This is a genomic window from Kluyvera sp. Awk 3 (genome assembly GCF_028069715.1).
GTDB lineage: Bacteria > Pseudomonadota > Gammaproteobacteria > Enterobacterales > Enterobacteriaceae > Kluyvera > Kluyvera georgiana_A.
Genome location: NZ_JANEWH010000126.1, coordinates 1 through 13,026, shown reverse-complemented (window position 1 = coordinate 13,026; position 13,026 = coordinate 1). Strand labels below are relative to the sequence as shown.

General features: G+C 59.3%; 15 protein-coding genes. 1 reads left to right on the top strand and 14 read right to left on the bottom strand.

What is annotated here, in order from left to right; translation table 11 throughout:
* Positions 1 to 175: 175 nt before the first annotated feature.
* Entirely contained in the window at positions 176 to 484 is a 309-nt protein-coding gene (locus NNN71_RS20060; protein ID WP_167575627.1) for a hypothetical protein, read from the bottom strand.
* A 398-nt stretch (positions 485 to 882) separates the two neighbouring features.
* Here NNN71_RS20060 and proX point away from each other — a divergent pair, with 398 nt between their 5' ends.
* Positions 883 to 1,881 (top strand): glycine betaine/L-proline ABC transporter substrate-binding protein ProX, encoded by a 999-nt coding sequence (gene proX / locus NNN71_RS20055; RefSeq protein WP_249023135.1) that lies wholly within the window; start codon positions 883 to 885, stop codon positions 1,879 to 1,881.
* Between the two features lie 43 nt (positions 1,882 to 1,924).
* On the opposite strand, the gene catA is transcribed toward proX, so the two are convergent.
* From catA to NNN71_RS19990, 13 genes are all read right to left on the bottom strand, one after another.
* Complete coding sequence (gene catA / locus NNN71_RS20050) at positions 1,925 to 2,851, bottom strand: catechol 1,2-dioxygenase (RefSeq protein WP_167575625.1); 927 nt, start codon at positions 2,849 to 2,851, stop codon at positions 1,925 to 1,927.
* 35 nt (positions 2,852 to 2,886) lie between these two features.
* Positions 2,887 to 3,165 (bottom strand): muconolactone Delta-isomerase, encoded by a 279-nt coding sequence (gene catC / locus NNN71_RS20045; protein ID WP_167575624.1) that lies wholly within the window; start codon positions 3,163 to 3,165, stop codon positions 2,887 to 2,889.
* Between the two features lie 12 nt (positions 3,166 to 3,177).
* On the bottom strand, positions 3,178 to 4,290 hold the full coding sequence (locus NNN71_RS20040) for a muconate/chloromuconate family cycloisomerase (protein ID WP_271459189.1): 1,113 nt from the start codon (positions 4,288 to 4,290) through the stop codon (positions 3,178 to 3,180).
* Positions 4,277 to 5,557, bottom strand: coding sequence for an MFS transporter (locus NNN71_RS20035; RefSeq protein WP_442910521.1), 1,281 nt, complete (start codon positions 5,555 to 5,557; stop codon positions 4,277 to 4,279). The genes NNN71_RS20040 and NNN71_RS20035 overlap by 14 nt, the downstream gene beginning before the upstream one ends.
* 84 nt (positions 5,558 to 5,641) lie before the next feature.
* The gene (locus NNN71_RS20030) at positions 5,642 to 6,136 is read right to left on the bottom strand and encodes a flavin reductase (RefSeq protein WP_167575622.1); all 495 of its coding nucleotides are present in this window, start codon (positions 6,134 to 6,136) and stop codon (positions 5,642 to 5,644) included.
* A 10-nt stretch (positions 6,137 to 6,146) separates the two neighbouring features.
* The gene (locus tag NNN71_RS20025; RefSeq protein ID WP_271459187.1) at positions 6,147 to 7,079 is read right to left on the bottom strand and encodes a PDR/VanB family oxidoreductase; all 933 of its coding nucleotides are present in this window, start codon (positions 7,077 to 7,079) and stop codon (positions 6,147 to 6,149) included.
* A gap of 10 nt (positions 7,080 to 7,089) precedes the next feature.
* Positions 7,090 to 7,824, bottom strand: coding sequence for an SDR family NAD(P)-dependent oxidoreductase (locus NNN71_RS20020; RefSeq protein ID WP_271459186.1), 735 nt, complete (start codon positions 7,822 to 7,824; stop codon positions 7,090 to 7,092).
* A 10-nt stretch (positions 7,825 to 7,834) separates the two neighbouring features.
* The gene (locus NNN71_RS20015) at positions 7,835 to 8,317 is read right to left on the bottom strand and encodes an aromatic-ring-hydroxylating dioxygenase subunit beta (RefSeq protein ID WP_271459185.1); all 483 of its coding nucleotides are present in this window, start codon (positions 8,315 to 8,317) and stop codon (positions 7,835 to 7,837) included.
* Positions 8,318 to 9,628, bottom strand: coding sequence for an aromatic ring-hydroxylating oxygenase subunit alpha (locus tag NNN71_RS20010; protein ID WP_271459184.1), 1,311 nt, complete (start codon positions 9,626 to 9,628; stop codon positions 8,318 to 8,320). It lies immediately after the preceding gene.
* Positions 9,618 to 10,169: a nuclear transport factor 2 family protein gene (locus tag NNN71_RS20005; RefSeq protein WP_271459183.1), complete on the bottom strand. Its 552-nt coding sequence runs from the start codon at positions 10,167 to 10,169 to the stop codon at positions 9,618 to 9,620. The genes NNN71_RS20010 and NNN71_RS20005 overlap by 11 nt, the downstream gene beginning before the upstream one ends.
* An 11-nt stretch (positions 10,170 to 10,180) precedes the next feature.
* A complete protein-coding gene (locus tag NNN71_RS20000) occupies positions 10,181 to 10,540 on the bottom strand; it encodes an IacB protein (protein WP_271459182.1) in 360 nt (119 codons plus the stop codon).
* Positions 10,541 to 10,561: 21 nt separating this feature from the next.
* Entirely contained in the window at positions 10,562 to 11,689 is a 1,128-nt protein-coding gene (locus NNN71_RS19995; RefSeq protein ID WP_271459181.1) for an acyl-CoA dehydrogenase family protein, read from the bottom strand.
* Between the two features lie 104 nt (positions 11,690 to 11,793).
* Positions 11,794 to 12,915 carry an amidase gene (locus NNN71_RS19990; RefSeq protein ID WP_271459180.1) on the bottom strand — a complete coding sequence of 374 codons (1,122 nt, stop codon included), beginning with the start codon at positions 12,913 to 12,915 and terminating at the stop codon, positions 11,794 to 11,796.
* Positions 12,916 to 13,026: the final 111 nt, after the last annotated feature.

The following is a 13,026-nucleotide window of genomic DNA, read 5'->3' as shown; positions in this document are numbered from 1 at the left end:
TTTCCAAAGCTCCCAAAAGTGCATATTTAATTTATAAAAATGAATATTTCACTTTGGGAAGAGACGCTATATTTTATTCCGTTATGACTGACTCATTTTGTGAGTCATTACTTGCGTAGATGAGGCGCTACCTGCATTTCCAGTCATTGAGACAGGCAGCGCCAGGAGAAAAGACTTAAAGATAACTGATGGTCACTTCCTGAAGATGAGGATTCCCCGGCAGCGTGCGGCGATCGATTCGGCTGATGACCTTAAATGGCGTACTGGACGTTGTCGACATCGCGACATGCTGTTCATGAATGGCGCCGTCACGGTAGCAGGCAATCTGCAAACCCTGGCCCGATGGCGAGACGTTACAGCCCCCTTCGACCACCTGACCGATAAAATGAATGGTGCCGGAGTTTGACCGGCTCTGCGCTTGCGCCACACCGGATAACGCCAGGCTTAACAACGACAGACATACTACAGGTACTATTTTCTTCATACTTCCCCCACTTCCTGTGAGAATGAATCCGCATCATCTACTCTCATTGATGCAGCTCGTTTTGCCTCCTGGCACTCTCATTTTTCATGAGAATCAGGCTAATCACTATAGCGTACGTCCTCATCAGAATTGAATCCGTCATTTGTCGTATTCATAAGCGTTAATATCTAGCCAATACAATTCATTTTAAGAATATCCTTAGCCATATATAAGGGTAAAAAAGAATGCTGAGGAATATTGAGGATTGCATATACGCTTTATTATGTTAGGGTAAGTTATTGTTGCTAACACAACCCGGAGAGATTAATCGTCCTACCATCCTTTATTTCCACCTTTTATCCAAGCGGGAATAATATGCCACCTCTGGCTTAACACGCGAAAATAACAAGGTTATTATTATGCAAACAACAACAACTCTGCGCACCCTCACGCTGGCTGCGTTATTTACCTCCCCCACTCTTTTTGCCGCGGACCTTCCCGGCAAAGGCATTACCGTTCACCCCGTGCAAAGTACCCTACCGGAAGAAACGTTCCAGACCGAGATAATCAACCGCGCGCTGAAGCAGCTAGGCTATGATGTCACTCCGATTGAAGAGGTGGAGTACAACGTCGCCTATACGGCGATTGCGGCCGGTGATGCGACCTTCATGGCCGCCAACTGGCTGCCGATGCAGCAGGATATGTATGACGCCAGCGGCGGCGATCGGAAATTCTACCGTCAGGGTACTTATATTAGTAACGCCGCCCAGGGTTATATGATCGATAAAAAAACTGCAGAGAAATATAACATTACAGATATTTCTCAGCTAAAAGATCCTGAACTCGCGAAATTATTTGATGCCAACGGCGACGGTAAAGCCGATTTAGCTGGCTGTAATCCCGGCTGGGTTTGTGGCTCGGTGATTGATACGCAAATAAAAGCTTATGGGCTCAGTAATACGGTTACACAGAATCAGGGGAATTATGCCGCGATTATTGCTGACACCCTCGCCCGTTATAAAGCAGGCAAGCCGGTGCTCTATTATACCTGGACGCCCTATTGGGTCAGTGATGAACTGAAGCCGGGTAAAGATGTGGTCTGGCTAACCGTCCCCTTCTCTGCTAACCCGGGCTCGCTGAAAGATCAGAATACCGAACTGCCGAACGGCAAGAACTACGGTTTTGCGGTCAACAACGAGTACATCGTCGCCAATAAAGCCTGGGCGGAGAAAAACCCCGCGGCGGCCAAACTGTTTGCTATCGCCAAGCTGCCGCTGGCGGACGTCAATGCGCAGAATCAGCTAATGCATAAAGGGGAGTCGACCGCTGCGGATATCCAGCGTCATGTAGACGGCTGGATCCACGCCCACCAGCAGACGTTTGACGGCTGGATAAAGCAGGCGCTGGCAGCGCAGTAAGCAGTCAACGCCCGGCCTCGCCAACGCGGGCCGGGCGGCTTACTTACTCCATCACGCGCGCACGCTTGATGCGGTTTTCTTCCTCAGCCTGCGCGGATTCCACCAGCGTAAAGTTGAAGCTCACCTCCGTGTGCGGCTGGTGAATATCGCGTTCCTGCGCCAGCTTGTCGTCGGTAATTTTGACCGGATCGGCAATCAGCTCTTCGCGGGTGGCAAAGGCGAAGTCATCCCACAGGTAGGCGTCGCCGTTGAGGTTAATTTGCGTCGTCAGGTGTTTATAGCCCGGCGCCGAGACGAAGAAATGCACGTGCGCCGGACGATTGCCGTGACGGCCAAGCTGATTCAACAGCTTCTGGGTCGGGCCATCCGGCGGGCAGCCGTAACCGCAAGGGACAATACTACGCACCGCATAACGTCCGTCCGCCCCGGTTTCCACACGGCGACGCAGGTGATATTCACTCTGTGATTGATCGAAGAATGAATAACCGCCGAGAGTGTTGGCATGCCAGATATCGACAATCGCGCCCGCCACCGGTTGACCTTGAAGATCGGTCACCTGCCCGTGCAGCCACATCGGCTCTCCCGCTTCGCTGCCATCATCCATCCGCGCAAACTGTTTGCTCAGCGGCGCGCCAGCGACATACAGCGGCCCCTCGATGGTGCGCGGCGTACCAACGTCAAGACCGGCGGCCGCCTCTTTTTCATCGGCGCGCATATCAAGGTAATGCTCCAGCCCCAGTCCGGCGGCCAGCAGCGCCGCTTCTTTGCGTTCGCCTAGTTCGTTCAGGTAGTTGACGGCCAGCCAGAACTCTTCGTCGCTGATATCAAACTTCTTGATGGTCTGACACAGGTCGCTCAGCACCTGATGCATAATCGCTTTAAAACGCTCGTTGCCCTGTTCGGCATTTAAGCCGCTGCTGATCGCCAGTAACGATTCCAGTTCGGTCTGTTTTGCGGGATTAACGGACATTGCGTATTCCTCTTCGTAGGGTAAGGGTTGTTGTTTTAATCAATGGCCGACGGGTGTCGGCATAACGGCTGCACGCTGATCGCCATATACGGATAGAGCGGCAGCGCGGTTAAGAGGTCGTGGAGTTCCTGGTTATCGGCCACGTCAAAAATGCTGACGTTGGCGTACAGCCCGGCGACGCGCCAGATATGCAGCCATTTCCCTTCGCGCTGAAGCTGCTGGGAGTAGGCTTTCTCTTTTGCCTTGATCTCATCGGCTTCGGCTTTAGGCAGCGACGAGGGGATATTGACGGTCATTTCAACTTTGAACAGCATCGGGATGTCCTTTTAGTGGCGCGCGTAATAACGCAATTTATCGAGGTCAATCTCTATGCCCAGACCCGGTCCTTGCGGCAGCGAAACCTGCCCCTGGCGGAAGTCGAGCGGCGTGACCACGATGTCATCTTTCAGCAGCAGCGGGCCGAACATCTCGGTGCCCCACTGCATCCTGACGGTGGACCAGGCGTGCAGCGAGGCCACCGTGCCGATCGTCCCTTCCAGCATGGTGCCACCGTACAACGCCACGCCCGCCGCCTGCGCGACGTGCGCCAGCTTCAGCGCCTGCGCCGGACCGCCCGCTTTGGCAATCTTCAGTGCATAAGCGCCACTAAAGCCGCCGTGCGCCAGAGCAAAACCGTCGTGGCTGGTTGCCACCGCTTCATCGGCGAGAATCGGCACCTCAAAACGCTGGCTCAGGGCAATCAGCCCCTGCCGGTCCCAGAGCGGGGTTGGCTGTTCAACGAGGTCGATACCGCCGTCCTGTAGCTGGCTCATCCCTTTCACCGCGGTGGTGAAGTCCCACGCCTGGTTGACGTCAACACGAACGCTGACCTCGTCACCGAGCGCCGCTTTAATCGCCAGCGCGTGGCGAATATCGGTTTTGAGATCCCGGGCGCCAATTTTCAGCTTGAAGGTATCGTGCCGCCCTTCCGCCAGCAGCCGTTTGCCCTCTTCAATGTCTTTCTCCGTGTCGCCGCTCGCCAGCGTCCACAGCACCGGTAGACGGTCGGTTATCGCCCCGCCGAGCAGCGCGCTGACCGGCAGCCCCAGCAGCTTGCCCTGGGCATCGAGAAACGCGGTTTGCAGCGCTGATTTAGCAAAGGTGTTGCCCTTAACGCTGGCGTTCATTTTCTCTGCCAGCGCCGCCACGCCGTTGAAGGTCTGGCCGCACAGCAGCGGCGACAGGTAGGTTTCAATAGCCGAGCGGATGGCCTCCGGGCTTTCCGCCCCGTAGCTCAGCCCGCCGATGGTGGTGGCTTCGCCCCAGCCGACCACGCCCTGCGCGCACTGCATGCGCACCAGGGTCAGGGTCTGGCAGCCCATGGTGGCCATCGACAGTTTGTGCGGGCGAATGGTGGGAATATCCACCAGCCAGCAGGTCAGTGATTCAATCGTTAACATCCGTTGCTCCTGCATTTTTGTGTTGTAAGGGGGTTGAAGGCAGGCTACTCAGGGCAATCCATGCCAGCAGCGCGTAGGCCATCAACAGTAAAGAGACCGGCCAGGAGGAATCGAAGGCCATCAGCAGCGCCACCGCCAGCATCGGGCCGAGGCCGCCGGAGAAGATGGACCCCACTTCGTGGCCCAGCGCCAGCCCGGAGTAGCGCACCCGCACCGGGAAGAGATCGCTCATGATGCACGGCTGGGTGCCGATCATCGCGCCGTGGCACACCGGCAGACCGAGGAACATCGCCAGCATCACCGCGCCATAGTTGCCGGTGGAGAGCAGCCAGAAGAACGGAAACGCCATCACCAACAGGCCAATCACGCCGATGTAGTAAACGGGTTTCAGGCCAATCTTGTCCGACAGCGCGCCCCAGAACAGGATCGAGAAAAACTCAATCAGCATCGCCAGCGTCACCGCGCTGATGATCTCCCCGGTGCCAATGCCAATGTGTTTGGCGTAGACCACCGAGAAGGTGAAGAAAATATAGGAAGCCCCGTTTTCCGGCAGCCTCAGGGCAATGGCCTGCAACAGCGCTTTCGGGTGTTCGCGCACCAGCACCAGCAGCGGGATCTTTTCATGCTTCTCTTCCGGCTTCGCCTGAGTGAAAGCTTTGCTCTCGCGAATGTTTTTACGGATATAAACGCCGACCAGGAAGATGACGATGCTCAGTAAGAACGGCACGCGCCAGCCCCAGCTCAGGAAATCGCTTTGCGGCAACTGCTGGACGAGGTAAAAGGCAAAGGCGGAGAGCACAAAGCCGCCGGAGACGCCCATCTGGCTCCACGCGGTATAGAAGCCGCGCCGCGAGGCGGGCGCATTTTCGCTCAGCATCAATACGCCGCCGCCCCACTCACCGCCGGAAGCTACTCCCTGTAAGAAGCGCAGGATGATGAGCGACAACGGCGCCCAGATACCTATCTGCGCGTAGGTCGGCAGCAGGCCAATCACAAAGGTCGTCGCCCCCATCAGCGTCAGGGTCATGATTAGCGTCATTTTACGGCTATAGCGATCGCCGAGATGGCCGAACAGGATGCCGCCGAGCGGGCGTGCCAGAAAACCAACCGCAAAGCCGGAAAACGCCAGCAGCGTGCCCTGCAGCGGGTCGCCGCTTACCGGGAAGAACAGCGGGCCAAACACCAGCGCCGCGGCGGTGCCGTAGAGAAAGAAGTCATACCATTCCAGCGCATTACCCAGTACCGACGCGACCACCAGCTTGCGCATCTGCTGCGCGTCATGGCGGACGGTCGTTGATGTGACGGCAGTTTCAGAAACGACATTGCTCATCCGGCATTCCCCCTTTCGTTATCAGACTTCCACGTCGCAGCCAATCGTGTGGTAGCGGCGGTTGAAATAGACCAGCCCGCGCGGCTGCTCGCTGATGCGAATGGCCTGCACCCGGCAGTAAAAGACCGAGTGGCTGCCCACTTCGTGGCAGTCGTCAATCAGGCAGTCAAAGCTCGCCACCGCGGAGCTCAGCACCGGCGCGCCGCTGGCCATCACCTGCCAGCTGTCGTGGCAGAAACGCTCTTCGGAGCGCAGGCTGGCGTTGGCAAAAATACCCGACAGCGCCTGGTGGTCGCTCGACAGCACGTTGACGCACAGCGCGCCGTTTTGCTTGAAGTGCGCGTGGGCGAAGGAGTTGCGGTTCATGCACACCAACAGCGTCGGCGGCTGGTCGGTCACGCTGCAGACGGCGGAGGCGGTAAAGCCAAATTTGCCTGCCGGGCCGTCGGTGGTGATCACGGATACCGCGCTGCCAAGTTGCGCCATAGCGTTACGAAATTCGGTTTGCAGAGTCATAGTCAGAGCCTCAAAGATCGATAATCAGGCGGGCGCTTTTCGCCCGTGAACAGCACAACAGAATCTGATCGCCGTCGGCTTTCTCGTCGTCGGTCAGGTAGTGGTCACGGTGATCCGGCTCGCCTTCGAGTACGTCGGTCAGGCAACTGCCGCAGATCCCCTGCTTACAGGAGACGCACACTTTCAGCCCGGCCAGGGCCAGCGCCTCGACAATGGTCTGGTTTGCCGCCACCTGTACGGTAATACCGCTGGCGGCGGCCACCACTTCAAACGGCTGACCATCGGTGGCAACCTCAGCGCTGAAGCACTCCTGGTGAATCTGTTCCGCCGTGTAACCGTGCGCCGCCGCGCGTTCGCTCACCGCATCCATCAACCGTGCGGGGCCGCAAACGTAGACGTGTGTGCCTTGTGGTACGTCGCACAACACCGCGTCGAGGTTGATACGCTGCTCATCGCTGAAATGCAGGTGAACCTGCGGCGCATAGTCCGCCGCTTCCAGATGCGCGACGAACGCCGCCTCAGCGCGCGATTTCGTGCAGTAATGCAGGCTGAATGAACGCCCGGCGGCGCGTAATTCCGCCGCCATCGCCAGCATCGGCGTAATACCGATGCCGCCGCCGATCAACAGGCTGTGTTTGGCCTGCCCATCCAGTGCAAACAGGTTGCGCGGCTCGCTGACGCGGACCTCATCCCCTTCGCGCAGGGCGTGCACCGCCAGCGAACCGCCCTGCGACTGGCGATCTTTGAGTACGCCGAGCTGATAGTGAAAGCGTTGCTGAGGGTCGCTGCACAGCGAGTACGGGCGCACCAGATCGTTGTTTAAATGCAGATCGATATGCGCTCCGGCGGTGAACGCGGGCAGCGCGATACCCTCAGCGTGAGCCAGCGTCAGCAGCACCACCTCGCCGCGCAGTTCACGGCGGACAATCTGTAATGTCAGCATCTTCATCCCCTTAGCGCATAAACAGCCCGCCGTTGATGTCCCAGGTGGCCCCGGTGACAAACGACGCCTGTGGCGAAACCAGCAGCGCCACGGCCTGGGCGACAAACTCCGCCTCGCCGAGCTTGCCAACCGGGATCATCTGTAATAACCCCGCCATCTTCTCTTCCGGCACCAGCGCATGAACCGCCGGTGAATCCATCGGCCCAGGAGCGATGGCGTTCACGGTCACGCCGGATTTCGCCAACTCGCGGGCGAAAATTTTAGTCAGCGTCAGAATGCCGCCCTTCGAGGCCGCATAGTGCGCGCCAGAGGCGGTGCCGCCGTTCTGCCCGGCCAGCGACGCCAGATTGATGATGCGGCCATAGCCGTGGCGGGCGAAGTAACGCCCAAGGGTCTGGCAGCCCACAAAGGTGCCGCGCAGGTTGGTGGTCATTACCCGGTCAAACTCTTCCGCCGTAATCTCCATTACCGGCGTGGCCAGCGTCAGCGCGGCGTTATTGACCAGCGCCTGTAGGCTGCCGAAGCGCTCAATGGTGGCCGCCAGCGCGCGCTCAAAGGCGTCCGGCTGGCGAATATCCAGCGCCAATGCCAGCACGCGATCGCTATCCAGACCGGCGGCTGCTGCCTGCGCGCGTTCAGCATCCACATCGGTCAATACCACCTGGAACCCCTGCGCCAGCAGATGGGTGGCAATCACGTTGCCGAGACCGGCGGCAGCGCCGGTCACTAATACAGTTTGCGTCATAAACAGCCCCTCACAGGATGTAGCCGATGCTGTGCAGCACATCGTCGCTGTTGACCAGGCGAATCACCTTCTGGGTAATGCGCCAGCCGCTTTCCAGCGGGCGCAGGTGCCAGGTGATATCGGCGGCGTAGTGGCGGCTGTGGCCCTTGCGGTGTTCCCACAGCGACTGCGCGCCGCGTACCACCACTTCGTTTTCGCTGGCCTCCAGCAGACGAAAGCGCGACAGCGTGCGCAGCGTTCTGGCTCGCGGCGTGGTGGAGATGGACTCACCGCTATACAGGCGCTTCACGCGCTTGGCGCGCATCTCGTGATCGTCGCAGGCGTAGTTGAGCGTGTTTTTAAAGTCGGTCTCGGTGGGGTCGATCGGCACCACATACAGGCCGTCCCGCTGCCAGAGATCCAGCCAAGCATCAAACTCGCCCTGATCCAGCAGGTCACCTTCGAGGTTGATAACCGCGATGGCGTTAAACAGTACAGATTCAGCGGGCGTCATTTATTCCATCTCCGTCATCAGTTTTTTCCACTGCTGGTAGGCCGCACGCATGCCGGTTTCGGCGCTGACGTCGCTACGCAGACCGTCGTCGGTGCGGTATTCCCCTGCCAGTCCGCGGTTGAGCATGATCCACAGGTCATCCCCGGCGGTGGCCCCGCGCTGCACGCGCTCCCACGCTTCCGAGTCGTCCGGCGTACCAAAGCCCATCGGCCCCTGGAAGTGCTCGTGCAGACGCAGACGCGCCTGATTGGCGATTTCGGGCCCGCCGTCCATGGTGATCACCGCATGGTGAATTTCGGTTTCGTTCACCGATACCGGCTGCAATACGCGGAAGAAAGCCATCGAGCAGGCAATGTTCGGGAAGATATTGAGGTTGAAGCCGGAGCCGCCGACGGCACGCACGATGCGACGTACCTGATCTTCGTCGTGATCGGCGCGCAGGGCGTCGGCCAGTTCGGTAAAGCGCTCCGGGATCGGCGCATCCAGATTGGCTTCCAGATCCACCAGTTCCGGGATCATCACCATCACGCTATGGCCGTTGCCGAGGTCTTCCACATAGCCGCTGCCATCAACGAAGTTGAGCATCTCTTCGGTCTGCTTATCGACCGAACTTAAGAACGAACGGTGCACCACCGGGAAGTGGTAGCCGTCGGTGGTATTCTCGAGCTGAATTTTCCAGTTGCCCGGGAAGCGGAAACGGTGCGCCGGGCCGGTTTTAATCGGGTAGCCCGCGCCCTGCTTCATAAACAGATCCATCCACTTCTTCGCCGCGCCGAGGAAATCTTCCAGCGGCTCAATACGATCGTTGAAGGTGGCGAAGATCATCCCCGCGTACTGTTCGGTGCGCAGCGACACCAGCCCCAGCTCGCCCTTTTCCAGCTGGTCGGCATAGCTTTCAGGGTGCGGCACGCCGCGCAGGCTGCCGTCGAGCGCGTAGCCCCAGCCGTGATACGGACAAACAAAGCTGTTGGTTTTGCCGCTGCGATGCTCGCAAACGGTGGCCGCGCGGTGGCGACAGCGGTTGAGCAGCGTGTGAACGGTGCCTTTACGGTCACGCACCACGATCACCGGCTGGGTGCCGATTTCGGTGGTTTTAAAGCTCCCGGTCTCCGGGATTTCGCTGGCATGCGCCACCCAGACCCAGGTTTTGCCAAACACGCGATCCAGCTCGAGATTGAACAATTCTTCCGAGGTGTACAGCGAGGTATGTACACGGTCTTGCTGGACCAGCGCGGCAATCTCGGCGCGGCTCGGCGCGTTCGCCGTCGTGGTATCGATATTCTTTACATTAATGAGGTGGTCACACTGCATGTCCATTCTCCTGCACGTCTGCGACGGTCTGATTTTGCTCCGGCACCGGGAGCAGATCCTCGGCGTGCCAGTGGCTTATGGGTCGGCTAAACAGGTTGCGGGTGGCGAAGTGGCGCATCACCATTTCTCCCGCCTCGCGCCGAAAGGTCACATGGAGTTCCGCGGCGTTAAGATGTGCGCCGCCCGCGCTGAAGGCGGATGTTTGCAGCATCAGCCAGCGGCCATGCAGCTCGCCGTCGGCCGTCACGCTCAACGCCTCGGAACAGAGAAAATGCGCGTTCATGGCGAAGTGCGCGGGTTGACGCACGTAGCTCGCCATCATGGCGATAATGGCCGCACGCCCCTGATGACGCCCCAGGCGCGCGGCATAGGGTTCCCCCACGCCTTCCCAGCAGGCATCGACGCTAAACAGCGCGCCGATGGCGCGTACGGTGTCGGCATCATCAAGGCGGTCGCATAGGTGCATGTAGTTGCTGATGCACACCCGCGCGGCCTGCTGATCTTCGAGCTGCTGTAGGCGCAGCGCATCCTGAGAAGTCATCGCACGCTCCGTTAACCCTGAATTATCAGTTCACGCCCGACGCGGGCTTCGATTTTGCAGTACTTCCACAGCTTGCTGCCGCTGTCGCCTACCGGCGTGGTGCGGAACAGATTGCAGACCGCCGCGACGTTTTCCAGCGCTTCGGCATCGGCCAGTACGTAGGTGGTCCACGGCGCGGTGGTCGACGGGCCCACCATCAGCTGGTCGTCATCCATATTGCCGATGACGCGGATCCCCGGCGTCTCCTCCATGCCCTTCATCATCACGCCGAAAGCGGCCCATACCTGTTTGGCTTCCGCCCCGCTGGCGTCAAAAAAGTTCTGGTTTACGCCGATGCAAAACAGCACGCGTAATTTGTTGGTTTGGCTCATCTGTTGCTCCTTAGTTAACAATCACAGGTAACCCGGCAGCGGTTTACCGCCGAAAAAGACCGTGCCCGCATTGAGGTACGAGAGGTCGCCCATAAAGGCGTGTTGCGTAATCACCATCGTGTCGCGGACGTAGCGCTGCAGCGGGCTGGTCATGGTGACGCCGCTCATACCGTTCAGTGCCAGCGCCTGACGGGCCACATCGGCGGCGACGCGGGTCACGTGGGTGGAGGACAGCCGCAGGGCGTTAATCTGCTCGCAGCTGGCGTCATCGCCCCGCAGCAGACGCTGCCAGACATCGTCTATCGCCTCGTAAAACCAGGCGCGGGCCGAGCGTAAATCCGCTTCACAGCGGGCAATCTGCATCTGCGCCTGCGGGCGGTCGGCCAGTCGTGGCGCGCCGGTCACCGACTGCTGACGATGGGCGATGGCGTAAATTTCATTGAGCGCCGCGCGGGCCACGCCGAGGGCGACAACGGAAAGCACCTGAGTGGCCAGCGATAGCACCGGGTAGCGGTAGAGCGGCCCCTCCAGATTCAGCGCGCCGCCGCGAATAAAGGTCCACGCCTCGGGGACAAAGACGTCGTCCACCAGCAGGTCGTGGCTGCCGGTTCCGGCGAGGCCCACGGTGTCCCACACCGGATCGATCTGCACGCTGTCGCGCGGCAGGACCGCCATGCGCGGCAGCGGTTGTTCGCCGTCCGGCAGAATCCCGACGCCCAGTACCGATGCGCCCATGCTGCCGCTGGCAAAGCTCCAGCGACCGCTCACCCGGTAGCCGCCGTCGGCCTGACGCGCTTTCTGCGTCGGGAAGATGCCGCCCGCGAAGACCACGTCCGGGCCGTCGCGATAGAGTTCAGCCAGCGTCTCCACCGGCAGCGCGCCAAGGTAGAACGGGCTCATGCCAAAGCTTGCCACCCACCCCGCAGAGCCGTCCGCCGTGGCGATTTGCTCAATCAATTCGCAGAACTGCGCGGGCGTACACTCGTCGCCGCCGTAGATTTTTGGGACCAGTGCGCGATACACGCCGACCTGTTTAAAGCGGGTAATGATGTCGTCAGAAATATGACGTTGATGCTCAAAATCGGCGCTGCGAGTCGCAACCTCGCTCAGCAGCGGTACCAGCGTTTCACGAACGTGTACGGCAGACATGGCTTCCTCCGGAAGGGTTATACGCAGCCGTTCGCAGGGCGAACGCAGCCGCAATGAGTCGAACTCACTGAGTCATCTGGGATAACGAAAAGCGGGTATTGCGGCTAGACGCGTCGTCGCATCAGCCATTCGGCGGCCTGCACCAACAGGCTTTCGTTCCCTTTACGGGCCACGAGCTGAAGCGCAACAGGACGATCGTTCAGACTGCCCATGGGCAGCGTCAGTGCCGGATGGCCGCTGAGGTTGAAGGGACGCACCAGCCGGGTTAACTCAACCACACGCAGCGGATCGTGAGCTTCGGCTAAGGTTGGCGGTAATTCTGGTAAGGTTGCCAGCGCCAGCAGCGGCGTTTTCATCAGTTGTTCATCCACCTGCGCGCTAAAGCGCTGGCGAACGGTTTTCGCTTCATGCACGTCCTGCGCGCTGACCGTTTCCCCCCGACGAATGCGGCTGGCGACATCAGCGGATATTTTTCCACTGGCCAACAGTGGGCCAAACGCCTGCCAGTTTTCATGGTTGATCAGGGTAAGACCGGCGCGATGAGCCTCACTAAGCAAAGACAATTCAGCGCGTTGTGGATAGATCTCCCATCGGGTCAGCGTCGTGAGGAGCATGGCATCAATTTCCGGCTGCGCGGCGGCAATAAAGGCCATCTCCGGTAAGGTCGTTAGCGGCGCATCCACGGGCACATTTAACCGATGCAGGACCTGGCGCAGCACGTCCGCGTCACGGGCGAAAATACCGACGCAGTCCAGCGAACTTTCGGCGGGGACAACCCCCTGACGGCTCAGCACGCCGTAGCCGGGTTTCAGCCCGAGGATCCCACAGCAGGCGGCGGGCATCCGCACCGAACCGCCGGTATCCGTGCCGAGCGCAAAATCGACCTCTCCCGAGGCGACAACCGCCGCCGAACCGCTGGAAGAACCGCCCGGAATCAGTTCAGGGTAACAAGGATTGAGCGGTGTCCCCGCCCACGGATTGATGCCGGTGACGCCAAACGCCAACTCATGCAAGGTGGTTTTGCCAGCCAGTTGGCAGCCGCTGCTGAGCAGCATCGCAACGACGCTGGCATGCTGCTGCGCCACTGCGCTTTCTGCCAGCGCCGGACAGCCGGCCCGTGTACGGTGTCCCGCCACGTCCAGCGTATCTTTGACGGCAAAACGCAGGTCACCGTCACCGAGGGTGAAGCGCTCGACAAAACCCTTGCTCTCACAAACTGGCTGCATAATTAACACCTTACACAGAAAAAATGAATCATATCCAGGCGAGCCATCAATGCGGCATCTTTGTCCTGACTAACGTGTTTTTACTATGGAACATTTAGATGAATATTCAAG